Raw genomic sequence first — 25,775 nt, 5'->3', positions numbered from 1 at the left:
CGCGCCGCTCTCAAGCGCTTCCTGCAGGAAAACCTCACAACCTCAACCTTAGGAGATACTATGCGAAACCTACTCATAGCGGTCGCTATGCTACTGCCGACCTTCGCGGTCGCGCAGGAAGACACGAGACCCCCCCTCACTGTCGGCGTCAACGCGGTCCGCGCCAACTTCGATCCCGCATTGGCACTTGGGAATGTCGACATCCCAATGACCTACAATATCTTCGACACGCTCGTTGCGCGGGACTTTTCCAGAAGCAAGGATCGGACAGCTTATGAACTTGTTCCCGGCCTTGCACAAAGTTGGAAGCGGATCGATGACCGCACCACGGAATTCTCGCTTCGACCGGGGGTGCGGTTTCACAACGGCCAGCCTCTGACCAGCGCTGACGTGAAGTTCACCTTTGATAGAATCCTGGACCCTGCTTCTGATTATGTCAGTGCCCGAAATCTTCTCAAAGTGATCGAACGAATCGACATCGTCGGTGATCTGACCGTCCGGATCACGACAAAGGGTCCGAGCCCGATTCTGCTTCACCTGCTTGCCTATCATTCCAGCAATATCGTGCCAAAAGCCTATTTCGAGTCGGTGGGAGAGAGCGGATTCGGCCAAAAGCCGGTTGGGACGGGCCCGTTCGCTTTCCTCAAGCTCCAGCCTGACGACAGCATGCAGCTCAAGGCAAACGACTCTTACTTCCGCGGCCGGCCGACAATCTCAATGTTGACCTTCAAAGCCATCCCGGAGGTGTCAGCGAGAATTACTGCGCTCGCAAACGGCGAGGTCGACATCATCAACAGCCTTCCGCCAGATCAATTGAAGGCGGCAGCAGGTCTGGGTTGCTGCGAAGTCCGTAGCGCATTGATGAACCATCACTTCCTTCTCTACAATACCTTCAATCCGGTAATGGCCGACAAGAAACTGCGTCAGGCCCTCAATCTCGCGATCAACCGCCAGCTGCTTGTGGATGCTTTATGGGATGGCAAGGCTACGCTTCCGCGTTCGGCGCAGTATGAGGCCTGGGGACCGGAACTCTACAATCCCAATCGGCCCACACCGGTCTTTGACCCTGAGCGCGCTCGTCAGCTGCTCTCGCAGTCGTCCTACAAAGGGCAGCCGATCCATTTCGTAACTCACCCCGTTTACTACACAAATGGCGTTGCTGTCGCGGAAGCTGTCGTTCAGATGTGGAAGGCGATCGGCGTCAATGCCAGCGTCCGTGTTGACGAGGGATGGACCAAGCTGAAAAAGGAGGATCCGGTACTCGCTGTACGAAACGGTTCGGACTGGGTCGTGCCAACTGACCCTGCAGTCACCCTTTATATGACTTGGGCGAAGCGGTTTTGGAAGGACGAAGCGCGCTTTAATGAACTTGCAAGCGAGGGTGAGACGACACTCGATAGCAAACGGCGCTACGATATCTATCAAATGATGATCGATATATTTGAGGACGAAGCGCCCGGTACGTATCTCTATCGTGCGCCGGAATTCTACGGAGTTCGGTCCACGATTCAGTGGCTTCCGTACACGGAGTACACAATGGATTTCCGGCCGGATAATATTCACTTCAAGTGATCGTCACTATTATCGCTTAGCTACCAGGAAGGTTTTAGGATGATCCAAGCCGAACTCCTGCGCGTCGAGAACTTGCGCACTTACTTCTACGCCCAAGGTCGAACTGTCAAAGCAGTTGAAGGGGTTTCGTTCTCGGTTCAACAAGGGAGCACGATCTGCCTTGTCGGAGAATCCGGCTCGGGCAAATCGGTAACCGCGTTTTCCATTCTAAACCTTATCCCGAAGTCGCTGGGGCGGATAGTTGCAGGGAAGGTCCTCTATCAAGGTGAGGATCTTCTTCAAGTTCCGGCGCAACGCCTGCGCAGTATTCTTGGCAATGACATTGCCATGATCTTTCAGGAGCCCGCGGCTGCGCTCAATCCAGTCTACACGATCGGCAACCAGATAATCGAGGTCCTTCGGACCCATCGACGATGCACTCCGCGAGAGGCACGGCGACAGGCCAGAGAACTACTCGACCGCGTTGGCATCGCCGACGCCGAGCGGCGTCTCGATGACTATCCTCATCAGCTTTCCGGCGGTATGCGGCAGCGTGCAATGATCGCGATCGCGCTGTCATGTCGTCCGAAATTGCTTATCGCCGACGAGCCGACGACGGCTCTCGATGCCACGGTCCAATCGCAAATCCTCGCCCTTCTTCACGAACTACAGCAGGAGACCGGCATGGCCATGCTGTTCATCACGCATGACCTCAGTGTCGTTGCCGAAATCGCCGACCGGGTCGTGGTGATGTATGCCGGCCGGATTGTCGAGGAGGGCAATGTCATGCAGATCTTCGATGCGCCACGGATGCCTTACACGCGCGGTCTGCTGAAAGCGCGGCCGCAATTGCAGCCCGGCCGCGCATTTCCGCGGCGGCTTTCTGCCATCCCCGGCAGCCCTCCGGACCTTGCTCATCTGGCGACCGGCTGTTCCTTTCGTCCGCGCTGCAGCTACGCCGTCGCGGACTGCGCACGCCACATGCCGGAACTCGACACGGCCGACGGACACAGCGTTCGTTGTTGGCGTTGGCGCGAAATCACCGATGCTGCTTCGGAGCCGGAGGTTGCGGCATGAAAGCGGCCTTTGCTCATTCCGGCACACCCGATGGAGGTGCGATCCCGGCGTTCAGCGGTCCTTCTCTGCTCGAGGTTGAGGACGTTCGCGTCCACCTGCCGCTCCGCAGCACGTCGCCGTTCCGTCCCAAGAGATTCATCAAGGCCGTCGACGGAGCATCGTTTTCGATATTTCCTGGTGAGATCGTTGCTCTGGTCGGCGAATCCGGTTCAGGCAAGACAACATTGGGGCGCAGCTTGCTGCGCCTGACCTCGCCGAGTTCCGGTCGGGTTCGGTTCAATGGGGTCGATCTGACGACCTTGACGCCAAACGAAATGCGTTCTTTTCGGCGGCATATGCAGATGGTGTTCCAGGATCCCTATAGCAGCCTCAACCCACGCATGACCGTCGAGGAAACCGTCGGTGAACCGCTGTCGATCCATCATGCTCATCTGACGCCGCGAGCACGGCTCGAGCGAGTGGCAGAACTCCTCTCCCAGGTCGGAATTTCCCCGGCGCATGGCGCGCGCTACCCGCACGGCTTCAGCGGCGGTCAGCGCCAGCGGATTGCCATCGCCAGGGCATTGTCGACCAAGCCGGATTTCATCGTCGCCGACGAGCCCATTTCGGCTCTCGATGTTTCGGTTCAGGCGCAGATCGTCAACTTGCTCCTGGATCTGAAGGACAGGCTGTCCCTGACGATGCTTTTTATCTCGCATGATCTGCGCGTGGTCAGCCACATCGCCGACCGGGTGATCGTCATGTATCTCGGTCGGATCATGGAGATCGCGCCTTCGGCAATGTTCTGGGATGCGCCTGCGCATCCCTATACCGAAGCCTTGCTGTCCGCACTGCCGGTCGAACATCCAAGCCTTCGACGAAACCGGGTGGTCCTGAAAGGTGAAGTGCCGAGTGCCGTTTCACCGCCATCCGGCTGCGTCTTTAGAACCAGGTGCCCGATCGCAAGCCCAGAATGTGCAACGGCTTCACCGGCACTGCGGCAGGTTGTACCAGGGCACTGGACGGCCTGCATCAAACAAAAATCTTTCGATTTGAAGGGATGACATTGAAATGAAGCGTCGCAAACTTCTGTTGATCATGGTCGATGGCGTGAGCTCGGACTATTTTGAAAGCCATCGGGATCGTCTCCCAAATTTGTCTTTGCTCGCGGAGAGTGGATACCGCGTTCGCCGGATGCGTTCGGCCGTACCGGGAACCTCCATGCCGGGTCGGGCTTCCATCCTCACAGGCGTCGAAGCAGACATGCACGGGGTTTTTGGCAATCGCGTTCTGAGCGACGGAGCATTCATTGCGGCCGAGGTGGAGCATCTTCATATGCCGACGATTGCAACCCTTGCTTCACGCGCGGGTCTGGACGTGGCCTGCATCGGGCACGCTCTCATCGACCCGGAAGACACCTCCGTCTATGTTCCGCCCAGCTGGATGCGTGGCCCCGGCTTCACCAAGGTTCCGAGCGACGGGAGTGTCCCCTATCTCCTGAGAGTGAAGGATCCGCGCGGTCGCCTGGCGGGAGTTCCCCTGCCATCCTTCGTTCAGGAGTCCGCAAGGCCGGATAGCGTCTCTCGGGTCACAGCGACGCTCATCGACGACCAGCTGACCGTCTCCGCCGCCGCAAGGCTGATCGGCTCACAAGAGCCGCCCGATCTGGTCGTCACCGAGATCAATGTCACAGACATGTTCCAGCACGAGTTCGGTTATGAGAGCGAAGAGGCCCATTTCTCTATTGCTTTCGCCGACTCCCTCGTTGGTCTTTGCCTGGAGGCTCTGCGGCGATCCGGCCGGCTCGACGACTACGTGATCGCAATTACCAGCGATCACGGTCACGGTAATATCAACGCGTCGATCTTGCCCGAGCTGGTGATTCCCGGAAAAACGTGGAGCACCGAGGGGGCGACGCTGCATGTCCTGGTCGACAACGATGCCGATCGTGCAGAGGTTACGCAAAGGCTCGCCGCCGTCGGGGCGGAACCCTGGAACGATGCACATTTGCCGGTCGGGCTGCGCGAGCGCATTGCCACCTTCGTGGCTCCGCCGCAGCATGATTTCGAAGAGGTGCCAGCCGGGCGTCCGGCAGACCAACCGTTCGGTCGCCCGAAATACAAATCCACCCATGGATTTCGACCAGGTATGAGTGCGGATGATCGTATCTGCATCCTATCCGGGGCAGGTCTTCCAAGTGCGGTGGCGGAAGGAGCTGAAGCAACGCGCCTTGCTCCGACTCTTGCATCCATCCTTGGGCTACCCATTGAGTCATTTCCCGATCGGCCGCTTTTCGAGTAAGCAGGGTTTTGTGCACCCATTTTGGGGAATGCAACGGCCGTATAGACAGTTGAAGTGGTGCTTAATGAAACGTTGGGAAGTGGTTCGCTCCGGAATACTCAGCGATATCCATGCAGGAGCCTTCGAGAACGGTCGCCTGCCTGGGGACCTGGTCTTGGCAGAACGATTTGGCGTCAATCGCCATACCGTGCGAAACGCCATCAAGGTTTTGGAGTCTGAAGGGGCTCTGCGGGTGCAACACGGTGTCGGTACCTTCGTTGCCGACGATTTCATTTCGCACACCTTGGACAGTGATCCGAGATTCACGTTCAAACTTCTTGGCCAGAACAAGTCGGTCAAGCGGGAGATATTGTCGATCAACGAGATCTCTGTTGAACCTGATATTGCCACGCATCTGAAGGTCGCTCCCTCGGCGCTCGTTACCGCCGTCAGGACGACTTCGTTCATCAACGATTGGCCCCTGGCGACCGGGACGGCCTATTTTCCCGTCGAACGAGTTCCTGGTCTCGCCACGGCGTTCGAGGGGCTGAACTCTCCGACTGCGGCCCTGAAGCGCTGTGGCATTCCGGAATACAAGCGAAAATGGACGCGGATAACGGCCCGACGGCCCACCCAACAGGAAGCCCTTCTGTTGCGAATATCTTCGTCCAGCCCGGTGCTTTTCGAAACCAATGTCGATGTGACTCCGGATGGGTTGCCGATCAAATACGCCTTCAGTGTTATCCGAGCCGACAGATACGAATACCTGATAGAAGGCGATGATTAATGAGATTGCCGGCGAACGGGAAGGCAGCCTCACTCGCGGGTTCAGCCTTCCAGCGCCGGTCATCTTCCCTCTGTTGATCCGACCGACACTTTTTTGCTGAACCAGCCTCTTGTCATGAAAGTGTTGCAAAGAACATCTAAATAGATACCTAGACATCTAGGTATCAACTTAGGCCTGGCCTTGGCCAAGGCCTGCAATCGAAGCAGCGGATGCAAGTGCGCAATCAAATTGAAAACAGACAGCGATGGATGGCGGTTCTGGCGCGAACCAAGTGCGATGACCTTGAACGCGCATGGAACGATCTGCCCATCGCGCCTCATTATGAATGGCTGCGTCGGCCCGAGATCGGCCTCGTGCTGGTGCGTGGACGCGCAGGCGGTACCGGCAGCCCGTTCAACCTCGGTGAGGTCACGATGACCCGATGTGCCCTGAGGCTAGCCGATGGCACGACGGGGTTCGCCTTCGTGCTCGGACGCGACCAGCGCCATGCGGAACTGGCGGCAGTCTTCGATGCGCTCCTGCAACGGGCGGATGATGTCGCGACCGAGAGCCGCGAATTGGTCGCTCGATTTGAAGCAATGCAAGCGAGCCGCCGTGAGCTCAAGAGCCGCAAGGCGGCTTCAACAAAGGTCGATTTTTTTGCAATGGCGCGAGGCACGAGTCCGGAATGAGCAGCATTATGGACACTTCCGGGATCCAGCCCGGATTCACAAATCCTATCTTCGATAGCCAAGACACGTTCCGCCGTATCCTGGATGCCTACGCTTATGTAGGCCGCCCGCAAACGCTCGGCTCTGAAGCTACGGCAGTTGGGCCGCTCAATCCGGGCACCGTCTCCGCTTGCCTCACATTGGCAGACTTCGAAACGCCGGTTTGGCTCGATTCCCGATCCAATCACGGCGACGTCCGCAATTTCCTTGGATTTCACTGCGGGACGCCGTTCGTGGATGGCGCCGGCGAAGCGGCATTTGCCATCGTGGCGGATCCGACGACAATGCCACGCCTGGCAGAGTTTCACCTCGGAACCGAGTTGGAGCCGCAGACCGCGACGACCATTGTTGTCCAGGTGCCCTCCTTTACCGGCGGTCCCTCGGTTCGATGGCGGGGCCCCGGGATCCAGCACGAGGTTTCCGCCGCCATTGAGGGGCTTCCCTCTTGGTTTTGGGAAGAGTGGCAGCTCAATCAGGACTGTTACCCGATCGGGGTCGATGTCCTCTTTACCGCCGGAAACGCAATCATTGCGCTTCCTCGCAGCATATCGGTGGAGATCTAAATGGCTTATGTGGCTGTAAAAGGAGGCGAGCAGGCTATCCTCAACTCGCACCGTTTGATCGCAGAGGATAGACGGGGCGATCCCGCAGTTCCCGAACTTACGGTTTCTCAGATCGCCGAGCAACTCGGTCTCGCTGTCGATCGGGTGATGTGCGAGGGCTCTGTCTACGACAGAGAGCTTGCGGCCCTGGCATTGAAGCAGGCCCAGGGTGACGCAGTCGAGGCGATTTTCCTCCTCCGGGCGTTTCGGACGACGTTACCGCGCTTCGCGGTATCGAATGCGCTCGATACGGATCGGATGGCCATCCAGCGACGGATCTCCGCGACCTTCAAGGACGTTCCTGGAGGGCAGGTCCTCGGTTCGACCTACGAATACACGCATCGGCTGCTTGATTTCGACCTCCTCGACAACGCTGAGCTCGAGGAGCCGAAAGCGGAAATAGCTGCGACCCCACTCGACGCCAATTGTCCGCGTGCTTTCGACAGCATCTCCGACGAAGGCCTGATCGAGGCAGAATTGCCTGCGGCTGACGAAGCGTCGGTTTTCGATCTGACGCGAGAGCCCCTGGCATTGCCGGCCGGTCGCGATCAGCGTTTGCAGAATCTTGCGCGTGGCGATGAAGGATTTATCGTGGGATTGGCTTATTCCGCCCTGCGCGGCTATGGCACTGCCCACCCCTATGTCGGCGAAACACGGGTCGGAGACGTCGCGATCGAGGTCGTTCCGGAGGAACTGGGCTTTCCCGTGTCGATAGGGGACATCACCGTCACCGAATGCCAGATGCTGGACTTGTTTGCCGGCTCGGACGATGAGCCGGCACGCTTCACGCGGGGATATGGTCTCTCCTTTGGAAAGAGCGAGCGCAAGGCGATGGCAATGGCGATCGTCGATCGCTCATTGCGGTCCCGCGAATACGGCGAGGATGTGAAATACCCCGCGCAGGACGAAGAATTCGTTCTTTCTCATACCGACAATCTCGAGGCGGCTGGGTTTGTTTCACATTTGACCTTGCCTCACTACGTCGATTTTCAGGGTGACCTGCAGTTCATCCGACAGCTGCGCGAGGAGCAGGTCGGCAGCCGTTCAACCAAGGAGGCGGCGGAATGACTGGCGCTCGTGAAGATGTGGCCAAGCGTGGCCGCCAAGCCTACAACTTTGCCTATCTCGACGAGCAGTCCAAACGGATGATCCGTCGGTGCATCTTGAAGGCGATGGCCGTTCCTGGCCTGCAGGTTCCGTTTGGCAGCCGCGAAATGCCGCTCGCCTACGGGTGGGGCACCGGCGGCATACAAGTGACCGCCAGTGTCATCGGCCCCAACGACACGCTCAAGGTGATCGACCAAGGTGCGGACGACGCCACGAACGCGGTCTCGATCCGCCGATTTTTCAAGCGCGTGGCTGGAATCGAGACGACCGAACAAACCGCCGCAGCCACAATCATTCAGACACGCCATCGCGTGCCCGAAACGCCTCTCAGAGAGGGTCAGGTCATCGTCTACCAGGTCCCTTCGCCGGAACCGTTGCGCAGTCTGGAACCGAGGGAATCTGAAACGCGAAAGATGCATGCCTATGCAGAGTACGGCTTGATGAGCGTCCAGCTTTACGAAGACATCGCGCGCTTCGGCCATATTGCCACTGCTCATAGCTATCCGGTGATGACCAACGGGCGCTATCTGATGTCGCCGTCGCCGATTCCCAAATTCGACAATCCGAAGGTCGCGGACAATCCGGCGATTCAGCTCTACGGCGCAGGCCGCGAAAAGCGAATCTATGCCGTCCCACCGTATACGCGAGTGCAGAATCTCGACTTCGAAGATCATCCGTTCCGGGTGCAGAAATGGAGGCAATGTTGCTCGCTTTGTGGAGCAAGCGACAGTTACCTCGACGAGATCGTCGTGAATGACAGCGGGCAGCGAATGTTCGTTTGCTCGGACACCGACTACTGCGCAACCCGTCGAGACCATGGTCACACTGGACCGGAGGGTGAAGGCCAGGTCCCATTGGAATCGCTCCCGACGTCGAAAACCGAAAAGGGATCGCAACCACGATGAGCACTGCAATTCAGGTCCAATCCAATCGCCGCCAGCCACTGCTCTCCGTGCAAAATCTTACAAAGGGCTATGGAAAGACGATCGGCTGCCAGAACATTTCCTTCGATCTCTTTCCAGGGGAGATCATTGCCATCGTCGGCGAATCCGGATCCGGCAAGTCGACCATGCTCAACTGCCTTTCGGGACGGTTGATGCCGGACACCGGGTCGGTGGTTTACGATCTCAATGACAAGGGGCCAACGGATATTCTGACCTTATCAGAACCAGAGCGGCGCAAGCTGATGCGTACCGACTGGGGACTCGTGCACCAGAATCCGCGCGATGGCCTCAGAATAGAAGTCAGCGCAGGCGGTAACATAGGCGAGCGACCGATGGCCATCGGCGCCCGGCACTATGGCCGCATACGCGAAGAAGCTCAGAATTGGCTCGCCCGGGTCGAGATTGATCTGCGGCGCACCGATCATCACCCGAGAACCTTTTCCGGCGGCATGCAGCAACGTCTGCAGATCGCCAGAATTCTCGTCACCAAGCCGCGCCTCGTCTTCATGGATGAGCCGACCGGCGGGCTCGATGTCTCGGTCCAGGCTCGGCTGTTGGATCTGCTGCGACAGTTGGTCATGGATTTTGGGATTTCGGCAGTGATCGTCACCCATGATCTTTCCGTTGCCCGGCTATTGGCGGACCGGATCATCGTGATGTGGCGGGGTAACGTTGTGGAGACCGGTTTGGCAGACCAGGTCCTGGATGATCCGCATCACGCCTACACGCAACTTCTAGTATCATCGGTGCTTTAAAATGTTCGGAATTGACACTTCCTCGTCGGGTGTGGCGGTCAAACGCTCCATCAACCACGAACTGACCTTGACCGGCGCAAGGCTCGTCTTGTTGGACGAGATTTATGAAGGAACCGTCCATGTCGTTGACGGCTACATCAATGACATCGCCCCGGGAAGAAGCAAGGTGGCAGGTGCGATCGATTTCGAAGGAGGCTATCTGATACCGGGTCTCATCGACCTTCATACCGACAATCTGGAGAAGCATGCTCTACCGCGGGCCGGAGTAGTTTGGAATCCGCTGTCCGCTGTTGTAGCGCATGATGCCCTGGTCACCGCAGCGGGCATTACGACAGTTTTCGATTCCCTTTGCATCGGATCAACGACCCGCGATCACAGAAAGCAAGACGATCGGGCTCGCATTCTGCCCATCCTCGTCGATGGCATCCATAAAGCCCAGGACTGTGGCGTGCTTCGAGCGGACCATCTTCTACATCTGCGCTGTGAGGTGACGGACGAGGACGTTCTGTCCAGATTCACGCCGTTGGTGGACGATCCGCTTGTGAAGCTCGTCTCGGTGATGGATCACGCCCCCGGTCATCGTCAGTCGCCGCAACTCGACCGTTTCCGCGAGATGCAGATCACGCAGTACGGCTGGTCGGAAGAGGATGCCGACCGCCGTATTGAAGCATGGATGGACGCGTCCCGAACGATCGGACCTCAAAATCAAGCCCGGATCGTCGCGCTTGCCCGTGCTCGGCAACTGCCGATCGCCAGCCACGATGATGAAACACCCGAGCACGTGCGAGAGGCAAAATCTGCCGGTGTGCTGATCTCCGAATTTCCGACGACGCGGGCTGCGGCGGAAATGGCGCACTCGCTCGGCGTTCGTGTCCTGATGGGCGCACCCAACGTCGTTCGCGGCAACTCGCATTCGGGAAACGTAAGCGCTCGGGATTTGGCGACAACCGGACATCTCGATATCCTCGCCTCGGATTACGTTCCGGCGAGCCTGCTGCATGGAGCTTTTCAGTTGACCAGAGATCCGGTCGGAATGAGCTTGCCACAGGCGATCTCTACCGTCAGTTCAGCCCCTGCCTCGGCGACCGGCCTTGCCGACAGAGGCGCGATCAAGATCGGCAGCCGAGCCGATCTCTGCCACGTCACTGAGATCAACGACATTCCGCTTGTCCGAAGAGTCTGGAAAGAAGGCCGGCAGGTCTTTTGACAGAACGCAGATCACAAGACGTTGTCTTCGACCAGACACCGGGAGAACCGTTCCATGAAATTCGTGCTAACGAACGCCGCGCTTCGCGCCGTTGGCCTTTCCAAAACCTTCACGCTCCATACCCAGGGCGGCATCGTCCTGCCGGTCTTCGATAATATCGACCTCACGGTCAAAGCCGGCGAATGCGTCTGTCTGCACGGGCCATCCGGCGCCGGCAAGTCGACGCTGCTGCGCTCGCTTTATGCCAACTACAAGCCGGATGCCGGTCAGATCCTGGTCAAGCATCGGGGCGCGACCGTCGATCTCTTGGCCGCCGAGCCCTGGGAGGTGGTGGAGATCCGCCGCCGCACGATCGGCTATGTCAGCCAGTTCCTGCGCGTCATCCCGCGCGTCGCCGCCCTCGACGTCGTCGCCGAGCCGGCGGTCGCCACCGGCCTGCCCGTAGAGGCGGCCCAGGCGCGCGCCCGAACCCTGCTCACGCGGCTGCGCATCCCTGAGCGTCTCTGGTCGTTGGCGCCCGCCACCTTCTCGGGCGGTGAGCAGCAGCGTGTCAACATCGCCCGCGGCTTCATCGTCGACTATCCGGTGCTCCTGCTCGACGAGCCGACCGCCTCGCTCGACGCCGCCAACCGGCAGACCGTGGTCGCGCTGATCACCGAGGCCAAGGCGCGCGGGACCGCCATCGTCGGCATCTTCCACGACGCGGAGGTGCGCGAGGCCGTCGCTGACCGGCTCTTTGAGATCGGCACTCAAGCGGCCACCACGGCTGTGCTGGCCGTGGCGGAGGCGGGCGCCTGATGTCGGAACCATCCAGCTCTCGCTACGCCATCTACTACACACCGGCTCGTGAGCATCCGCTGACCGTGGCGGCGAGTTCATGGCTGGGCCGCGATGCTTTCGCGCCTGGTGCCTGTAGCGCGGGTGGAACGGCCGCCCTCGCATTCACATCCGAGCCACGCCGCTATGGATTTCACGCCACGCTCAAGGCCCCCTTCCGGTTGCGCGACGGCGCCTCGGTCGCGGATCTGGAACGGGCACTCAGCCAGTTTGCCGCGTCACGGCCGCCGTGCCCGATCGGGCCTTTGAGGATCGATCTGCTCGGCGGCTTCTTCGCGCTCGTTCCCGCCAGTCCGATCCCGGCCTTGCGGGGTTTGGCGGCGCAGATCGTGGAAGAGTTCGACGGCTTCCGGGCCCCGATGAATGCATCGGAACTGCAACGGCGGCTGCAAAGTCCGCTCGATGAGACCGAGACCGCCCATCTCGTGCAATGGGGCTATCCTTATGTGCGCGATCGCTTCCGGTTTCATCTGACGCTGACCGACCGCATTCCCGCAGCGGAGCGCGCCGGGATCAGACAGCGTGTGGAGCCAGTCTTCCAATCGTATCTGTCCGAGGATTACCGCATCGATACCTTATCCCTGTTCGTGCAGGAGCACGATCAAGCCGATTTCATGGTCCGCTCGCAGTTCGCCTTCCACAGCGGCGCGGCGGTCGCAGCGGCGCTCGGCGGCCCATGATGGCGCTGCGGGGCAGACTGATCCTGGTCGTCGGGCCAAGCGGGGCCGGCAAGGACACGCTGATCGACTACGCCCGCGGCCGACTTCAAACCGAGCGCCACGTGCATTTCGTGCGCCGTGTTATCAGCCGGCCGGCCGCGGTCGGCGAGGACCATGAACCGCTCGACGGTGACGCGTTCCAGCGGCGGGTTCGCGCAGGCGCCTTCGCGCTGCACTGGCAGGCCCATGGCCTGTCCTACGGACTCCCCTCGGCCATCAACGCGTGGCTCGAGCGCGGCGACGTCGTCGTTGCCAACGGCTCACGGGCTGTTCTGTCCGAAGCGCGACGGCGGTATCCGCAAGTGCTTGTCGTCAACGTGACCGCACCTTTGGACCTCCTCGCGCAGCGTCTGGCCGGGCGGGGCCGCGAAGACCCGGAGAGCATCCGGCAGCGTCTTGCCAGAGGTGAACAGCAAAGTGTCGAAGGTGACGATGTGCTGCAGATCGACAATTCAGGTTCCCCCGAGAGTGCTGGCCAATGCCTTCTCGCTGTGCTCATCGCCCAAGCGGATAACACGACCTGAGGCGGCCCATGGCGCAGGTAGCGCAGCCTTGTTGCGCCCAGGATTAGCCGCTGGCTCAGGGACTTGTTGAGGTCAGCGCAAGCTCTGCTTGTGTTCGAGCGCTCCGGCAGAAGAATCGGCACCCCGTTCGGCGGGGAGAGATCTGGCGTTTTGTGCAAAAGGCAGAAGACAGGTCACGATCATCCTCTGACATATGGCTGCTTCTGCGCTCATGCTATTCGTCGGCATCAGCAAGGTACGCTTCCCTGACGGAGGATTCAGGCGTGATACCTTTCTGGTCAAAACGCACCACCCTGTCGGCTTTGCCAAGCACCCGAACCAAGCCTGATAAGACGTTGTGGAGTTCTACCGATCAGTGGACGTTTTGCGAGCACATGAGACGTCGCTACGGGGCATTTTAGCGTGAGACAGGCGATCCAATGGTTTCAGTGACTTAGTTGTTATCATGAGACAAAGGTTTGGGCATTTGACGTGAGATTCGCGTTGGCATTGAGCCGTTAACCTGAGACTCCGGCTCACCAACGTTGTCTGGATTTGGAGCGGCGTGAGCCTGACGCGACAACCGTCAATCGGAGCGTTGAGCGCACATCAATGCTCAGCAGTGCATCGCGGTAACCGGAATGGAGCAGGGCAGGGGGAGTCCCGAAGTCGCCTTACCTCGGCAGTTACCTTGCGATTCCAAAGCCTCAGAGTCTGACACCAAAATGTCCATGGCTGCCCCAGAATCAGGAATCTCACTCCAATATGCTTAGCGACAACCACGATTCAAACAGCATTAACATTCATGCGGCCGGCTGATGGAGGCCCTGGCAGTTGAGACTCAAGAGAACTGGCTCGAAGCGCGCAGCCATTTCAACATGGAGGACTTGAAGGAACACAAGAAAGATCAGCTCCGCGAAGCCGCTTTGCGAGCTTGCTTGGCCAGCCCGATGTTCAAAGCAATTTCGGAAAAAGCCTGATGACCTGTCGCGCCTGATCACTCCGTCACGCCGGAACCCGATCCGCCTGTAAGGCCTGAAGCATCGGACGATCAGATCCGCTATAAAAACATATCCGTCGCTCCGGTACGGGAGCGACATCCAACTTAGCCTTTAGCCCGAGCCGAGATATCAGCACGAGGGCAGGCGCCGGAACTCTGCTGTCGCTCAGCCGGTAGGCACCCAACGTTACTGTCCAAGGCTTTGCCCTGCTTGAGCGCGCGATAGCGGTCGAGGGCCTCGATCGCCATACGCGCCCGCTCCCGGTACCGCTCCGCAATCGGCTTCAAGGGGCCGCGCTCCCGTCCAGGAAACCACGGGATACCGCCAGCCCGCGCGAGTTCCGCAGCGACCACTTCGATTTCGTCTCGAGACATCAGCTCATCCACAAACGGTCAGGAAATCTTAGACGCAGGACTTTAACCGACAACTGTGACAATACGCGCTCATACGATTCCCGCAGGAACGGTTGATCCGCCTAACGTCTTGCCTTGAGCCGACCTCTGAGAAATGCAATGGCGGCGAACAGGATGGCATCACCTGAAGCTCCCGCGATCAGCTCGGTCAAGGCATGGGTGTAGACAGGTTCCGGGATAGAGTTTGTGATGGCATGGTGAATTTGGTGCAGGGCGACAGCAGCGATGCCGATCAAGCAGCCGGACAGAGCAACGCTTGAGATGCTCTCATCCGGCTTCGGTCTTGATCCTTTCGTCATGCTGGTTCGCTCTCCTTGATATCCTTCGAGACGAGCGCACCTGCGGAGGAAGAAGCCTGGTTCATGCGGGCCTTGAGATGAGGCGAGGCGCTGAACGTAAGGACCTGGCAAGGTTCAATGGGCACTTCTACGTTGGTCTTGGGATTGCGGCCGGTGCGCTTACCCTTCTGGCGTACGGTGAAGACCCCGAACGACGACAGCTTCACACTCTCGCCTTGTTCGAGCGTGGCGCAGATCGTCTCAAGGACCTGATCCACCAGATCTGACGCGTGGTCCTTAGTCACGGGAACCCGTTGGTACACAGCCTCAGCGAGCTCTGCGCGCGTGACACTCTTGCCGGTCATCAGGACAACCCCACTCGAAGGAAAAGGGCTGCCGGCAACGGCAGCCTGAGTTTGGGAGGAGCAGCGCCGCAGGGTAGATGCGGACCGCGCAGCGGCATTATCATTTTGGCTTGAGTTTAGAAGTCTTATGGCGTCGATGTAATCGATTACGAAATTTGCGTGATGAACTTTCCTAAAAGTTGTGACCGGGAAGACACAGATCCACGATGCCGATGCCGCAACCGAGCGAGTGATGCTGAAGCACAGGTGATGAAAACCCTGCGCCGCGTGGCTGACATGGTGAACCGGTAGAATGCGGGCAATGCCTGCCATCGTGCCATAGCGCCGAAATTCGAAGGCCCGGCCTGGAACGCCGCCTGCGATCTGATCTTCAAGGGCGCGGAGCAGCCCAACGGCTCATCGGGTGGATCCTGCACGCGCCCGGCGCGAGGCCACAGCGGCCGGGGCGCCGGACCGCATATCACCTCAAACGGCCAAGTTGGCTCAGCCATCCGGCCGTGAAGACCAACAGTCGACGGACCGCCGATCTGGGTGCGAGATTGTGTTGCCGCGGCCTTGCGGCGAATACCTTCGTCCCATAGGAAAGCCGTATCCGTGCGCACCACCTTGTGACAGCGCCCCCGGCTGAGGCACTGTCTAAAAAATCTCAACCAGGACGCTCATGTGCCAAGGGAATGACCCACATCTTGGATGGTGGCCGCTCAGCGGAGGCGACAATTCCGCATGCCAGTCGGGCACTCGCCGGCGTCGCGCACCCACACGAGCGTGCTAAGGCTGGCAGCCTACACTCCTGGCACCACGGAATTCATGAGAATGACCGATCCTCAGATCTTCGCCTTCCTGGTCATGCCGTTCCTGTTCGTCCTGACCGGCAGCATGGTGTTCTTCAGCAGTCGGACAACCAGATCGGAGCAACCCGCTGATCCGCCCGCGCCGATGACCCGGCCGAACTCCTACACGCGCAAGCCACGCAAACGGTCAACGTCGGCCAAGCCGGCTGAGGCGACAGAGGAGTAGCCACGCTTCTTACTGCTCCCAGTTCTTGTCGCTGTCGCTCACTGAAAGGCATGACGAGCCCTGCTCGTGCGGTGGGCCAAAGCGCTTCCGCTTCGACTGGAGCAGGCCTGCCCGATCAGGCCGCATCAAGGCCGGCAGTGTGTCCTGCCGGCTACAGACAGCAGCGTGGAAATCACGCAGAGAGATGCCGGCAGAGGCGCAGATCCGCCCTTTGTTGCTTTTCCAGAACCAGCTAAATGTGTTGAAGGTGTTTGCCATGCGCCACCCAGAGGTCGCAACGCCCGCATTGTCTCCTGTTGCCCCGACGTTCACGCAAGCGGCCGTCCGATTTGGTGTCTGCTTTGCGGCCTTGATCGGCCTGAGCCTCCTGCTGGCCGGGCTCTGAGGGCGCATCTCTCGGCCCCTGTGCCTTTTCCGGTACAGCCCCAGCCTCGTTGATCGGGCATTCTGATCCGGTCCTCCCGAGACCTCAAGCGACTTCGCACCCGCGAGGCGCTTCTCTTTGTCAGGAGTGGCAGCCCGCCTGTGAGGGAGATCCGATCGCGTGCGCAGGCTTCGTCACTTTGTCCTTGCTCCGTCGCTGGCCCGCCTGATCCGGAAGGAGAGGGCAGGCGAGCGCGTGCGGGAAGGCTACTTCCCCGACCAGCCCGCCCGCAGTGCCTGCGTGCAGATCGCGGAGACCCGCAGCAGCCTGATCCTGGAGGCCGGTGAGGGCGCAGCGGTCGAGGAGCGGGTCGACCTGCCTCTGGCTCATGCGCTGGCCCTGCTCGCAGTCAGCCAAGGCCAGGTGAAGTATGTGCGGACCACGCTCTCGCTCGGCTCGCGCGAGATCCAGGCTCTTCACTTCGTCAGGCCCGTTGCTCTTGATCTGGTTGCGATAGCCGGTGCGCCAGAGGACGGGCAGGACTTGCCTCCGCTGCCCTGGTTCGGACCGGAGGTCAGTGCTGAGACCGCCTACCAGCGCCGCCGCCTGGCCCTCGATCGCGCTCCGGAGGCACTGGCGGCCGATGTCACGAATGCGGGTCTCCACAGCCTACTCGACCTGCTGGAGGAGCGTCTCACCGCTTGGCCAGGGTCGCATGAGGCCGCGAGATCAGGAGCACCGGCGGCGGCTGGTCCTCGATCCGCGAAGGCTCTTGTGTCTACGACGGAAACCAAAGCGGATGAGGAGATCGATGATCTCGGCATTGAGGATGTGGTCATTCGCGAGCTGGCGCGCTCTCTGCAGCCGCGGCAGCGCTGATGACATGAAGCATGGCCAGGTTCTTGGATTGGGACGATGACCATGACGCGTTCCCGGATCACCATCACTTACTGCACACAGTGCCAGTGGCTTTTGCGCTCGGCCTGGCTGGCTCAGGAGCTCCTCTCGACGTTTGGAACCGATCTCGGCGAAGTGGCCCTCGTGCCGGGGACTGGCGGAATGTTTCAGATCGCGTATGAGGGCGAGATCATTTGGGATCGCAAGCGTGATGGCGGCTTTCCTGAGGCTAAGATCCTGAAGCAGCGGGTCCGCGACCAGTTGGATCCCGCACGCAGTCTTGGTCACAGTGACCGGTAGTCCGCGCCAGCACCCGCTGATGATCCGCCGGAGCGCATGGTCCGACAACGTCCACCCGCAAAAGCTGAAAGTGCGAAAGCCAATGCACGCAAGGCTCGGAGGAAGGCTTCCGCAGCTGTTGAACAGTGGATGGCGTCAAAATTAGCCCCAGAACCAGAGCAAGGGACAGAGGTGATTGGACCATCGACAGTGATGTCGCCGAGGACAGGCGAGCGCAGGCTGACCAAGTGTCTGACCGCCGCTGCTCAACTGCCGCGACATGAGCGTTGGAAGCGGCGCCTCCTGTCCGTTGGCATCTTGGTGTGAGACGTCGTGGTGAGCGTTTTCAAGCACTTAGCTTTGAGCATGTAATTTGAGATTATACATTTGAATTGAGAAACTGGATGGCTTTGTACATTTCTTTTGAGACGGCGGCCGTCCAACATTGGTCGCGGATTTTGGAGGCGGAATTGGCGACAGCGTAGAGGGCACCGCATTAGAATTGGCATCTGAAGTGAGAAATTAAACGGCCCGTTTGCCTCACTATTAATGTCCAAAGCTGCCTGAATCCCGATATTCTCATCCCAAGATGTCAGCTGACAGGCGTCTCCGTAGCGGAGAATGCCTCGCCAATCGACGCATCTCGGTCAGCCAAACATCGACCTCTCCCGGTGGCAGGGCGTGTTCCCTGTCCTCTTCATAAACAGCTGCGTGCTTCTTGTCATAGCTCATGCGCCTGCCTCCATGACCGGGTGAGGGTTGGGCGGAGCTGCGGCGCGGTGTTGAAGCCGGAGGCGGCTTTCGAGGAGAGCCTGGAGGCGTGCAATTGCGAACGAAAGCAGCCAGTAGATGCCGGCCGCGATCACGAACATTTCCAGGTAGCGGAAGGAGGACGACCCGACCTTCTCCGCTACACGCGTCAACTCGACAACGGTGACAATGGAGGCGAGTGAGGTCTCCTTCATTGCCCCGATGAACCGCGTGCCGAGCGTGGGAACGGCGGCACGCAACGCTTGAGGAAGGACAACGAGAAGCAGCACCAGATGAGGCTTGGCGCCAAGCGCGGCGCCGGCATCCCATTGGCCACGGTCGACGCTGTCGATCGCGCCGCGTAGATCTTCTCCGATGAAGGCGCCTGAATGAAGAGCAAATGCCGCGATAACGGTAGGGACAGCCGGAAGAACGACCCCCATCTGAGGAAGGCCATAATAGAGCAGCAGAACCTGCACCAGCAATGGCGTTCCACACATGAACGAAACGAAGACCCGGGAGAGGAGCCTTCCGAGCCGCGACCCATAGAGTCTTGACACAGCTACAAGAAGCCCGATCGGCAGCGACAGCAAGTAGGACGCAAGGCCCAGGCCCATCGTCGCAATCGTCCCGGTGACGAGGAGGGGCCAGGCCCTTATGATAAGATCAATCATGAAGGCTGGCCTTCATCTAGTTAGCAGCTTTCTTGAGCTCGGCGACCATGTCCACCGTACCCAGCCACTTGGCCGACAGCGCACGATATGTGCCGTCGTCGCGTATCGAGGTGTAAGCGGCGTTCAACGCTTCCTCGAACGCTTTTTCACCCTTCTTGAAAACCATCGCATTGACCTCCCTGTTGACCGGCACGGCGGGCCGAACGGGCAGGTTGTTGATTTTTGCGATGTAGGCACCGGCGTCGTCTGAGTAAATCACCGCATCGGCCCGTCCAATGGCGAGGTCCGACAGCGCGAGGGTGGCATTCTCGTAGGCGCGGACATCCAGTTTCTTGTTCGCGTGATTTTCGGTCAGGTCCTTCTCCGTAATGGAGCCTGCCAAAGTGCCAATAGACTTGCCGTTTTTACACGTGACAGAAGGTTCTCTTGCGCCATGGTCGGACTGGCAACCCCGAATGTGATTGCTGCGAGCGTCAGCAAGACAAGCGTTCGCATAACTGTATTCCTTTAGTGAGTTGGTTTGGTGAAAGGTGAAGAAATTCAAGACAGACAAACGGCAGTCAGATGCTCAGGGAAATCCTGCCCGCATCCTCGGTATGCTTCTAGCCGCCAAGCGCAGATCCTCAGCCGTCACACTGCGCATCGACTTTGCTATCCGCAGACGTTGCCACTGGCCTCGCTGCCCCTCTGGATCAGGTCGGGCAAACATGATCTGCGTCTCGACCTCGCTGCAATCCGGGACCGTGCAGCCGCAGCTCATCTGCATGATCGAGACGCTTGCGTCAGGCCCGAGGGTCAGGACCGTGCGCACAAGATCCGCGAGCTCCCGGCTCGGGTCTACCGTCGAGCCGTCGCTGCGGCGGTATATAAAGGCCATCGAATTCGAGCCTCACTCGGCCGCGCAGGCTTGGAACTGGGCTTGCAGGCTCGGGACGTCCAAGTGCCGGCCGATCAGGACCAAGCGAGGCTCGCGTCGTTCCCCCGGCTCCCAAGGACGTTGTGGTGCGCCATCGATGAGCATGTGGATGCCCTGGACGACAAAGCGCTGATCATCATTCTTGAACGACAGGATGCCCTTCGAGCGCAGAATATTTGGGCCTTCAACCTGCGTCAGGTCGGAGTACCAGGACAGAAAGCGTTCTGCGTTGAGATCCCGTTCCGTCCTCAGGGAGATGGACTGCATCTCCTCGTCGTGGTGATGGTGATGGCCTTCCTCCAGGAAGTCGGGCTCGAGCTCGATGATGCGGTCGAGATCGAAGGCCTTGCGGTCGAGGACTTCCGAGATCGGGATGGCGCAGTTCTGGGTCCGGTGAGCCTTGGCGTAGGGGTTGATGGCGCGGATGCGCGCCTCGACCTCTTCCAGTTCACCCGAGGACACAAGATCGATCTTGTTGAGGATGATCACGTCCGCAAAGGCGATCTGGTTCTTGGCCTCGGGCGCATCCTTCAGGCGGTCGGAGAGCCACTTGGCATCGGCCACCGTCACCACTGCATCGAGGCGCGCGGTGTCGGACACGTCCTGGTCCATGAAGAAGGTCTGAGCCACGGGGGCTGGATCGGCAAGACCGGTGGTCTCGACGATGATGGCGTCGAACTTGCCCTTGCGCTTCATCAGCCCGTCGAGGATGCGGATCAGGTCGCCGCGCACGGTGCAGCAGATGCAGCCGTTGTTCATCTCGAATACTTCCTCGTCGGCGCCGACGACGAGTTCGTTGTCGATGCCGATCTCGCCGAACTCGTTGACGATCACGGCATATTTCTTGCCGTGCTGTTCGGTGAGGATGCGGTTCAAAAGGGTGGTCTTGCCGGCGCCGAGATAGCCTGTGAGGACGGTGACGGGAATCTTGTCGGTCATGAAATGGCTCCCGATCTCGAGTTCTTCCTTCGCGGGAAGGATCGGAGCGCAGACGCGCTCCGAGGTGGGACGATGGTGCCCGTGAATCAGCTGGACAGGGCTGCCTGGAATGCCTTCACATTGTTGCGGATCATGTCGATGTAGGTACCGGACCACTCGGACCAGAAAGGGCGTCGGAATAGAGGCGTCCGCCGATCTTTGCGCCCGATTCCCGGGAGATCTGCTCGATCAGCCGCGGATCAGAGATATTCTCCACGAACACTGCCGGAATGTGCGCGGCCTTGATCTGCTTGACGATCTTGGCCACATCCGCCGCCGAAGCCTCTGCCTCGGTCGAGACGCCTTGCGGCGCCAGGAACTCCATGCCATACGCCTTGGTAAAGTAGCCGAAGGCGTCGTGCGTCGTGATGACCTTGCGGCGCTCCTTGGGGATCGCCCCGATGGCAGCCTTCACCTCCGCGTCAAGCGCATCGAGTTTGCCCAGGTAGCTCTTGGCATTGGCCTCATAGGCTTCCTTGCCGGCAGGATCGGCCTTGATCAGTCCGTCGCGGATGTTGGACACGTAGATCTTAGCATTCGCCACATTCTGCCAGGCATGAGGATCAAGGTCACCATGGTCGTGGCCGGTCTGGCTGTGACCATGCTCTTCCTCGTTCTTGAGCGCTTTGACGCCGGTGCTGGCCGTCACAATCGAGGCCTTGCTGCCGGAGGATTTGACGAGTCGGTTGATCCAGCCTTCGAACCCAAGCCCGTTGACGAAGACGATTTTGGCATTGGCGACTTTCGTCGCGTCTGCCGGGGTTGGTGAGAAGACGTGAGCGTCCCCGTTGGGACCAACGAGCGACGTCACCTCGACCCGATCGCCGCCGACCTGCTGCACGAGATCGGTCAGGATCGAGAATGAGGCGACGGCCTTGAGCTTCGATGGTTGGGCCAGGGCAGGGACGGTCAGGCTGGAGAGGGCAAAGGCTACGGACGCTAGAGCGGCAAGGGCGGAGCGACGACTGATCATAGAGTTTCCTTTCGAACGTTGCTGAGCAAGGCGGAAATAGCGTCAGGTGGCACAGGAGGCGCAAAGGCCTTTGAGTTCGACCGCCGTATCCTGGAGCCGGAAAGCATGAGACCGGCTCCAGGCCTGGAGCCGATAGCTGATCCGAGAGTCGGTGAATTCCGTGACGGAGCCGCAATGGCTGCAGATGGCGAAGGCCACCGCGCCGGAGACGTGGTGCCCAGGGCAGGCCACATAGGCGTTGAGGCTCTCGATGCGGTGGACCAGCCCATGTCTGATGAGCTTGGCCAAGGATCGATAGACGGTCGGCGGTGTCGCTTGAGTCTGCCCGCGGAGCTGCCCGAGGATGGCATAGGCCGTGAGAGGCCGCTTGGCCTCGGTCAGGATCCGGTGGACCCGCTGCTGCGTACGGTTCAGGGCGGAAGGGGCAACCTCACCGTCTGTTTTTGCAAAATTCATGCGCGAGCACCTTGACGTACATTATATGGTACGTGCTAAGTACAGTATACTATACGCCCATGAGCCGCAACAGCCAACGTTCGGAGATCGCCGTGATGCCTGCTCCCGACCGCCGCCTGCCCGTCACCGTGCTTTCGGGCTTCCTCGGTGCCGGCAAGACCACCTTGCTCAATCACGTCCTGAACAACCGCGAAGGCCGCAAGGTCGCGGTGATCGTCAACGACATGAGCGAGGTCAACATCGATGCCGATCTCGTGCGTGACGGCGGCGCCAATCTCTCCCGCACGGACGAGCGGCTGGTGGAGCTGACCAACGGCTGCATCTGCTGCACCCTTTGCGACGATCTCCTGGCGGAGGTACGACGCCTGAGTGAGGAAGGACGCTTCGATTACCTGCTCATCGAGGGAACGGGTATCGCCGAGCCCTTGCCTGTAGCGAGCACGTTCTCGTTCCGGGACGAGAACGGAAAAAGCCTCTCGGATGTCGCCCGTCTCGACACCATGGTGACGGTGGTCGACGCCGCGCATCTCCTGAAGGATTACGGCTCGAACGACTTCCTGCGCGACCGCGGCAAGACAGCGGGCGAGGGCGATGAACGGACTCTCGTCGACCTGCTCGTGGAGCAAATCGAGTTCGCCGATGTCGTCGTGCTCAACAAGGTGTCGGACATATCATCCGATACGCTGTCATTGGTGCGCAAGGTCGTGGTGGCGCTCAATCCCGATGCACGCCTGATCGAGACCGATTTCGGCAAGGTCGCGCTCTCCGACATCCTTGATACCGGGCTGTTCGACGAGGAGAAGGCGCAGCAGCATCCGCTCTGGTACAAGGAGCTTTACGGCCATGCCGAGCATGTGCCGGAGACCGAGGAGTACGGCATCCAGAGCTTCGTCTACCGCGCCAGACAGCCCTTTCACCCGGATAAGTTCAACGCCTTCATCAACCGAACCTGGCCGGGGCTGATCCGCGCCAAGGGGCATTTCTGGCTCGCCACGCGTCCGAAGTGGGTGGGTGAGTTTTCCCTGGCCGGCGCCATCGCGCGGGTGACAGCGATGGGGCACTGGTGGGGCGCGATCCCGAAACAGCACTGGCCCGATCATCCCGAATGGCAGGCGCTTCTGGAGCGGCACTGGAGCCCGGTCTGGGGCGACCGTCGCCAGGAACTTGTCTTCATCGGCACGGGCATGAATGAAGCCGCCATCCGTGCGGCGCTCGATGACTGCCTAACCGGATCACCGACCGCCACGCGCTTCGATCCCAATGCCTACCGGCACCTGCGCGATCCCTTCCCGTTCTGGGGACGCGCCGATGCGGCATGAACGCGAGATTCGCCCTGCACCCGGGGCCGGAATGATCGTCGGGGAGAGACTGACGCGTCAGACCCTCAGGTCCGGCCCGATCGGCGTCCTGCCGCGAACGCTCGATCCGGCCGTGGTCGCCGAGCTCGATGCACTGCCGGTGCATCGTCTCCCGCGGTTGCGACTTGAGGGCGATCTCAAGACGTTGCGGCGCGAGGTGCCATTGCGCTTGGCCAAAGCTGAGTTCGGACCGGACTGGCTGGCCGAGTGGCTCGTCAATGATTTGAGCTTTCTCGGGCTGATGTTCGAGCAGCTTACGGGAGCGCAGCGTCTGTGCCTGCGCCTCGACGTCATTGAAGATGACGCCTGCCGCAAGTTCCACGTCGACAACGTGTTCTACCGGCTTGTCACGACCTATCGCGGTCCCGGCACCCAGTGGTTGCCACCCCATGTCTCGTCACCCTCCCGCAGGGCTCCCCGATCTCAAGTGACCACATCAGACAGCTTGATCGCGGTTGGGTCGCCATCATGCGCGGTTCTCGCGGTGCAACGGCGGAACGTCCCGGTGTTCTGCACCGCTCACCTCCAATCGAGCGGCAAGGCATCGCCCGGCTCTTCCTAGCAATCAATAGGTCCCCTCGTCATTCCTGATTCACAACTCGATAAGGAGAACTTCATGCACAGACGTCTCAAGCTTGGACTGGCTCTCGGCTCGTCCCTCATTGTCCTCAGCGGCGTTGCCTTGGCACACGATCATGCCGTCTCCCGCGGTCGGCTTGTGTTCGCCGACCATGAGCAGCCAAAGGTCAGCATTCTCGATCTCGACAGCGGCGAGGTGACCCACAGCTTCGCTGTCCCGAAAGCCAATCCAGTTCTCTCCACAACCGAAGATGGCCGCTACACCGTCATCAAGACGGGCGACGAGGCCGGCACGGTCCGCTTCCTCGACACAGGCCTGACGTATGAGTCTCATGGTGATCACATCGACGTGGAGAAGGGCGAGGTCAAACTGCTCGACTACACGCTTACCGGCGATGTGCCGGCTCACGTGGTCTCGGAGAATGGCTGGCTCGCCGTGTTCTTCGACGGACAACGGCCGTGGGTACGTCCAAGCGAGCCTAAGGCCACGTTCATCAAGCTCGACACCTTGAGCGAGGCCAAGCCGACGACACTCGCGTGGAAGAGTCCCGCACCCCAGCACGGGATTGCGTTTGCGCTCGGCTCTGACGAGTGGATCGTCTCGACACACAATGAGCCGTATGCCAAGGGCGACCAGAAGGCGAGCTCTCGCTCGAACGGGTTCAAGGCTGTCCAAGGCAAGGACTGGAAGGTCGTGGCCTCCTTCGAGGATCTGTCCGACCCGCAGAAGTCGTGCAAGGAATTCCACGGTCACGCGTCCTTGAACAACGTCCATGTCTTCGGCTGCGCACAGGGGCCCGAGGGCGACGCCAAAGCTGGCGGCGTACTGGTCCTTGCCAAGACCAACGGTCAGTGGACGTCACGCCGCGTGCCGTATCCGGACAATCGTCGCTCCTCCACCATCAAGGCGCGTGAGGGTGGCCAATACTTGATCGCGAACTATGGCAACAAGGGTCCCTATGATGCGCTTCTTCGCATCGATCCCAAAGCTGAAACCCTTAAGTCGGAGGACATCTTCCAGGTTCCCGACGGACAGGCGGTCTGCCAGTTCGAAGTCGCCTCCAACGGCAAACGCGTGGCGAACCTGACCGCTGACGGCAAGCTGCGGATCTATGATGCGGCTCCAGCCTGGAAGCAGGTGGCGCAGTTCGACGCCGTCCCTGCCTTTGATTGCGCCTATGGCGCCAGGACGCCGACGCCCAACCTCGCTGTTGTCGGCGAGAGCGCCTTCGTCAGCGATCCGGTGAACAAGCGCGTGCGCGAGTACAACCTGGGCAGCCTCCAGCAAGGGCTCGATCTTCCCGTCGACGGCATGCCGGCGAACCTCGCCAGCGGCGGCGGCAGCTAGTCGTCTCTCCTGACGGTTTTGGGCATATGCCCGGAGCCGTTCGCAACCCGCGAATATCAGAGAACAGATTG

Annotated in this window: 29 protein-coding genes and 2 pseudogenes; 22 read left to right on the top strand and 9 right to left on the bottom strand. The window is 60.0% G+C overall.

Annotation, left to right across the window (positions count from 1 at the left end):
• Nucleotides 1-87: 87 nt before the first annotated feature.
• From JO965_RS28580 to JO965_RS28510, 15 genes are all read left to right on the top strand, one after another.
• Complete coding sequence (locus JO965_RS28580; protein WP_203445426.1) at nt 88-1,572, top strand: ABC transporter substrate-binding protein; 1,485 nt, start codon at nt 88-90, stop codon at nt 1,570-1,572.
• 39 nt (nt 1,573-1,611) lie between these two features.
• Nucleotides 1,612-2,628 (top strand): ABC transporter ATP-binding protein, encoded by a 1,017-nt coding sequence (locus JO965_RS28575; RefSeq protein ID WP_203445425.1) that lies wholly within the window; start codon nt 1,612-1,614, stop codon nt 2,626-2,628.
• Nucleotides 2,625-3,671: an ABC transporter ATP-binding protein gene (locus JO965_RS28570; RefSeq protein ID WP_203445424.1), complete on the top strand. Its 1,047-nt coding sequence runs from the start codon at nt 2,625-2,627 to the stop codon at nt 3,669-3,671. The genes JO965_RS28575 and JO965_RS28570 overlap by 4 nt, the downstream gene beginning before the upstream one ends.
• Nucleotides 3,672-3,678: 7 nt before the next feature.
• A complete protein-coding gene (locus JO965_RS28565) occupies nt 3,679-4,908 on the top strand; it encodes an alkaline phosphatase family protein (RefSeq protein ID WP_371826948.1) in 1,230 nt (409 codons plus the stop codon).
• A gap of 64 nt (nt 4,909-4,972) precedes the next feature.
• Nucleotides 4,973-5,674, top strand: a complete 702-nt coding sequence (phnF, locus tag JO965_RS28560; protein ID WP_203445423.1) for a phosphonate metabolism transcriptional regulator PhnF — start codon at nt 4,973-4,975, stop codon at nt 5,672-5,674.
• A 248-nt stretch (nt 5,675-5,922) separates the two neighbouring features.
• The gene (phnG, locus tag JO965_RS28555) at nt 5,923-6,345 is read left to right on the top strand and encodes a phosphonate C-P lyase system protein PhnG (RefSeq protein WP_203445422.1); all 423 of its coding nucleotides are present in this window, start codon (nt 5,923-5,925) and stop codon (nt 6,343-6,345) included.
• A complete protein-coding gene (gene phnH, locus JO965_RS28550) occupies nt 6,342-6,947 on the top strand; it encodes a phosphonate C-P lyase system protein PhnH (protein WP_203445421.1) in 606 nt (201 codons plus the stop codon). The genes phnG and phnH overlap by 4 nt, the downstream gene beginning before the upstream one ends.
• Complete coding sequence (locus JO965_RS28545) at nt 6,948-8,054, top strand: carbon-phosphorus lyase complex subunit PhnI (protein ID WP_203445420.1); 1,107 nt, start codon at nt 6,948-6,950, stop codon at nt 8,052-8,054.
• Entirely contained in the window at nt 8,051-8,998 is a 948-nt protein-coding gene (locus JO965_RS28540; RefSeq protein WP_203445419.1) for an alpha-D-ribose 1-methylphosphonate 5-phosphate C-P-lyase PhnJ, read from the top strand. The genes JO965_RS28545 and JO965_RS28540 overlap by 4 nt, the downstream gene beginning before the upstream one ends.
• Nucleotides 8,995-9,792 (top strand): phosphonate C-P lyase system protein PhnK, encoded by a 798-nt coding sequence (gene phnK / locus JO965_RS28535; RefSeq protein WP_203445418.1) that lies wholly within the window; start codon nt 8,995-8,997, stop codon nt 9,790-9,792. The genes JO965_RS28540 and phnK overlap by 4 nt, the downstream gene beginning before the upstream one ends.
• A gap of 1 nt (nt 9,793) precedes the next feature.
• The gene (phnM, locus tag JO965_RS28530; protein ID WP_203445417.1) at nt 9,794-10,999 is read left to right on the top strand and encodes a phosphonate metabolism protein PhnM; all 1,206 of its coding nucleotides are present in this window, start codon (nt 9,794-9,796) and stop codon (nt 10,997-10,999) included.
• 54 nt (nt 11,000-11,053) lie between these two features.
• Nucleotides 11,054-11,797, top strand: coding sequence for a phosphonate C-P lyase system protein PhnL (gene phnL / locus JO965_RS28525; protein ID WP_203445416.1), 744 nt, complete (start codon nt 11,054-11,056; stop codon nt 11,795-11,797).
• Nucleotides 11,797-12,516: a DUF1045 domain-containing protein gene (locus JO965_RS28520; protein WP_203445415.1), complete on the top strand. Its 720-nt coding sequence runs from the start codon at nt 11,797-11,799 to the stop codon at nt 12,514-12,516. The genes phnL and JO965_RS28520 overlap by 1 nt, the downstream gene beginning before the upstream one ends.
• Complete coding sequence (phnN, locus tag JO965_RS28515) at nt 12,513-13,079, top strand: phosphonate metabolism protein/1,5-bisphosphokinase (PRPP-forming) PhnN (RefSeq protein WP_246777040.1); 567 nt, start codon at nt 12,513-12,515, stop codon at nt 13,077-13,079. The genes JO965_RS28520 and phnN overlap by 4 nt, the downstream gene beginning before the upstream one ends.
• A gap of 797 nt (nt 13,080-13,876) precedes the next feature.
• Nucleotides 13,877-14,038, top strand: a complete 162-nt coding sequence (locus JO965_RS28510; protein WP_203445414.1) for a hypothetical protein — start codon at nt 13,877-13,879, stop codon at nt 14,036-14,038.
• 125 nt (nt 14,039-14,163) lie between these two features.
• Here JO965_RS28510 and JO965_RS28505 read toward each other — a convergent pair whose 3' ends face one another.
• From JO965_RS28505 to JO965_RS28495, 3 genes are all read right to left on the bottom strand, one after another.
• Nucleotides 14,164-14,433 carry a hypothetical protein gene (locus tag JO965_RS28505; RefSeq protein WP_203445413.1) on the bottom strand — a complete coding sequence of 90 codons (270 nt, stop codon included), beginning with the start codon at nt 14,431-14,433 and terminating at the stop codon, nt 14,164-14,166.
• A 101-nt stretch (nt 14,434-14,534) separates the two neighbouring features.
• Nucleotides 14,535-14,771: a hypothetical protein gene (locus JO965_RS28500; RefSeq protein ID WP_203445412.1), complete on the bottom strand. Its 237-nt coding sequence runs from the start codon at nt 14,769-14,771 to the stop codon at nt 14,535-14,537.
• On the bottom strand, nt 14,768-15,115 hold the full coding sequence (locus JO965_RS28495; protein ID WP_203445526.1) for an integration host factor subunit alpha: 348 nt from the start codon (nt 15,113-15,115) through the stop codon (nt 14,768-14,770). The genes JO965_RS28500 and JO965_RS28495 overlap by 4 nt, the downstream gene beginning before the upstream one ends.
• Before the next feature lie 813 nt (nt 15,116-15,928).
• Here JO965_RS28495 and JO965_RS28490 point away from each other — a divergent pair.
• The 4 genes from JO965_RS28490 (at nt 15,929) to JO965_RS28475 (ending at nt 17,693) form a co-directional block, all read left to right on the top strand.
• On the top strand, nt 15,929-16,132 hold the full coding sequence (locus JO965_RS28490) for a hypothetical protein (protein WP_203445411.1): 204 nt from the start codon (nt 15,929-15,931) through the stop codon (nt 16,130-16,132).
• 184 nt (nt 16,133-16,316) lie between these two features.
• Nucleotides 16,317-16,517: a hypothetical protein gene (locus JO965_RS28485; protein WP_203445410.1), complete on the top strand. Its 201-nt coding sequence runs from the start codon at nt 16,317-16,319 to the stop codon at nt 16,515-16,517.
• 159 nt (nt 16,518-16,676) lie between these two features.
• On the top strand, nt 16,677-17,375 hold the full coding sequence (locus JO965_RS28480; protein WP_203445409.1) for a hypothetical protein: 699 nt from the start codon (nt 16,677-16,679) through the stop codon (nt 17,373-17,375).
• A 36-nt stretch (nt 17,376-17,411) separates the two neighbouring features.
• On the top strand, nt 17,412-17,693 hold the full coding sequence (locus JO965_RS28475; RefSeq protein ID WP_203445408.1) for a SelT/SelW/SelH family protein: 282 nt from the start codon (nt 17,412-17,414) through the stop codon (nt 17,691-17,693).
• A gap of 707 nt (nt 17,694-18,400) precedes the next feature.
• Here the strand turns inward: JO965_RS28475 and JO965_RS28470 are convergent.
• The 6 genes and pseudogenes from JO965_RS28470 to JO965_RS28445 all read right to left on the bottom strand — a co-directional run bounded on the left by JO965_RS28470 (nt 18,401) and on the right by JO965_RS28445 (nt 22,419).
• On the bottom strand, nt 18,401-19,096 hold the full coding sequence (locus JO965_RS28470; protein ID WP_203445407.1) for an amino acid ABC transporter permease: 696 nt from the start codon (nt 19,094-19,096) through the stop codon (nt 18,401-18,403).
• Between the two features lie 16 nt (nt 19,097-19,112).
• On the bottom strand, nt 19,113-19,640 hold the full coding sequence (locus JO965_RS28465) for a transporter substrate-binding domain-containing protein (RefSeq protein ID WP_203445406.1): 528 nt from the start codon (nt 19,638-19,640) through the stop codon (nt 19,113-19,115).
• 24 nt (nt 19,641-19,664) lie between these two features.
• Nucleotides 19,665-19,973, bottom strand: coding sequence for a hypothetical protein (locus JO965_RS28460; RefSeq protein WP_203445405.1), 309 nt, complete (start codon nt 19,971-19,973; stop codon nt 19,665-19,667).
• A gap of 12 nt (nt 19,974-19,985) precedes the next feature.
• A complete protein-coding gene (locus JO965_RS28455) occupies nt 19,986-20,951 on the bottom strand; it encodes a GTP-binding protein (protein WP_203445404.1) in 966 nt (321 codons plus the stop codon).
• 86 nt (nt 20,952-21,037) lie between these two features.
• Nucleotides 21,038-21,963 (bottom strand): annotated as a pseudogene (locus JO965_RS28450) (metal ABC transporter substrate-binding protein).
• 42 nt (nt 21,964-22,005) lie between these two features.
• On the bottom strand, nt 22,006-22,419 hold the full coding sequence (locus JO965_RS28445) for a Fur family transcriptional regulator (protein ID WP_203445403.1): 414 nt from the start codon (nt 22,417-22,419) through the stop codon (nt 22,006-22,008).
• A gap of 95 nt (nt 22,420-22,514) precedes the next feature.
• Between JO965_RS28445 and zigA the strand changes: the two genes are divergently transcribed.
• The 3 genes and pseudogenes from zigA (at nt 22,515) to JO965_RS28430 (ending at nt 25,704) form a co-directional block, all read left to right on the top strand.
• The gene (zigA, locus tag JO965_RS28440; RefSeq protein WP_203445402.1) at nt 22,515-23,738 is read left to right on the top strand and encodes a zinc metallochaperone GTPase ZigA; all 1,224 of its coding nucleotides are present in this window, start codon (nt 22,515-22,517) and stop codon (nt 23,736-23,738) included.
• Nucleotides 23,680-24,368: pseudogene (locus JO965_RS28435) on the top strand (DUF1826 domain-containing protein). The gene zigA and the pseudogene JO965_RS28435 overlap by 59 nt, the downstream one beginning before the upstream one ends.
• A 25-nt stretch (nt 24,369-24,393) precedes the next feature.
• Nucleotides 24,394-25,704 (top strand): hypothetical protein, encoded by a 1,311-nt coding sequence (locus tag JO965_RS28430; RefSeq protein ID WP_203445400.1) that lies wholly within the window; start codon nt 24,394-24,396, stop codon nt 25,702-25,704.
• The last annotated feature ends 71 nt before the right edge of the window (nt 25,705-25,775 follow it).

This window comes from Microvirga sp. VF16, assembly GCF_016864375.1.
Taxonomy (GTDB): Bacteria; Pseudomonadota; Alphaproteobacteria; order Rhizobiales; family Beijerinckiaceae; genus Microvirga.
Note: the sequence above shows the minus strand (reverse complement) of the source record. Positions and strands in the feature narration are given on the sequence as shown.

Bases quoted from the DNA above. Each gene is read 5' to 3' on its own strand.
- JO965_RS28580 (WP_203445426.1), top strand. From the start codon at position 88: ATGCTACTGCCGACCTTCGCGGTCGCGCAGGAAGACACGAGACCCCCC.
- JO965_RS28575 (WP_203445425.1), top strand. From the start codon at position 1,612: ATGATCCAAGCCGAACTCCTGCGCGTCGAGAACTTGCGCACTTACTTC.
- JO965_RS28570 (WP_203445424.1), top strand. From the start codon at position 2,625: ATGAAAGCGGCCTTTGCTCATTCCGGCACACCCGATGGAGGTGCGATC.
- JO965_RS28565 (WP_371826948.1), top strand. From the start codon at position 3,679: ATGAAGCGTCGCAAACTTCTGTTGATCATGGTCGATGGCGTGAGCTCG.
- phnF (WP_203445423.1), top strand. From the start codon at position 4,973: ATGAAACGTTGGGAAGTGGTTCGCTCCGGAATACTCAGCGATATCCAT.
- phnG (WP_203445422.1), top strand. From the start codon at position 5,923: ATGGCGGTTCTGGCGCGAACCAAGTGCGATGACCTTGAACGCGCATGG.
- phnH (WP_203445421.1), top strand. From the start codon at position 6,342: ATGAGCAGCATTATGGACACTTCCGGGATCCAGCCCGGATTCACAAAT.
- JO965_RS28545 (WP_203445420.1), top strand. From the start codon at position 6,948: ATGGCTTATGTGGCTGTAAAAGGAGGCGAGCAGGCTATCCTCAACTCG.
- JO965_RS28540 (WP_203445419.1), top strand. From the start codon at position 8,051: ATGACTGGCGCTCGTGAAGATGTGGCCAAGCGTGGCCGCCAAGCCTAC.
- phnK (WP_203445418.1), top strand. From the start codon at position 8,995: ATGAGCACTGCAATTCAGGTCCAATCCAATCGCCGCCAGCCACTGCTC.
- phnM (WP_203445417.1), top strand. From the start codon at position 9,794: ATGTTCGGAATTGACACTTCCTCGTCGGGTGTGGCGGTCAAACGCTCC.
- phnL (WP_203445416.1), top strand. From the start codon at position 11,054: ATGAAATTCGTGCTAACGAACGCCGCGCTTCGCGCCGTTGGCCTTTCC.
- JO965_RS28520 (WP_203445415.1), top strand. From the start codon at position 11,797: ATGTCGGAACCATCCAGCTCTCGCTACGCCATCTACTACACACCGGCT.
- phnN (WP_246777040.1), top strand. From the start codon at position 12,513: ATGATGGCGCTGCGGGGCAGACTGATCCTGGTCGTCGGGCCAAGCGGG.
- JO965_RS28510 (WP_203445414.1), top strand. From the start codon at position 13,877: ATGGAGGCCCTGGCAGTTGAGACTCAAGAGAACTGGCTCGAAGCGCGC.
- JO965_RS28505 (WP_203445413.1), bottom strand. From the start codon at position 14,433: ATGTCTCGAGACGAAATCGAAGTGGTCGCTGCGGAACTCGCGCGGGCT.
- JO965_RS28500 (WP_203445412.1), bottom strand. From the start codon at position 14,771: ATGACGAAAGGATCAAGACCGAAGCCGGATGAGAGCATCTCAAGCGTT.
- JO965_RS28495 (WP_203445526.1), bottom strand. From the start codon at position 15,115: ATGACCGGCAAGAGTGTCACGCGCGCAGAGCTCGCTGAGGCTGTGTAC.
- JO965_RS28490 (WP_203445411.1), top strand. From the start codon at position 15,929: ATGACCGATCCTCAGATCTTCGCCTTCCTGGTCATGCCGTTCCTGTTC.
- JO965_RS28485 (WP_203445410.1), top strand. From the start codon at position 16,317: ATGCCGGCAGAGGCGCAGATCCGCCCTTTGTTGCTTTTCCAGAACCAG.
- JO965_RS28475 (WP_203445408.1), top strand. From the start codon at position 17,412: ATGACCATGACGCGTTCCCGGATCACCATCACTTACTGCACACAGTGC.
- JO965_RS28470 (WP_203445407.1), bottom strand. From the start codon at position 19,096: ATGATTGATCTTATCATAAGGGCCTGGCCCCTCCTCGTCACCGGGACG.
- JO965_RS28460 (WP_203445405.1), bottom strand. From the start codon at position 19,973: ATGGCCTTTATATACCGCCGCAGCGACGGCTCGACGGTAGACCCGAGC.
- JO965_RS28455 (WP_203445404.1), bottom strand. From the start codon at position 20,951: ATGACCGACAAGATTCCCGTCACCGTCCTCACAGGCTATCTCGGCGCC.
- JO965_RS28445 (WP_203445403.1), bottom strand. From the start codon at position 22,419: ATGAATTTTGCAAAAACAGACGGTGAGGTTGCCCCTTCCGCCCTGAAC.
- zigA (WP_203445402.1), top strand. From the start codon at position 22,515: ATGCCTGCTCCCGACCGCCGCCTGCCCGTCACCGTGCTTTCGGGCTTC.
- JO965_RS28430 (WP_203445400.1), top strand. From the start codon at position 24,394: ATGCACAGACGTCTCAAGCTTGGACTGGCTCTCGGCTCGTCCCTCATT.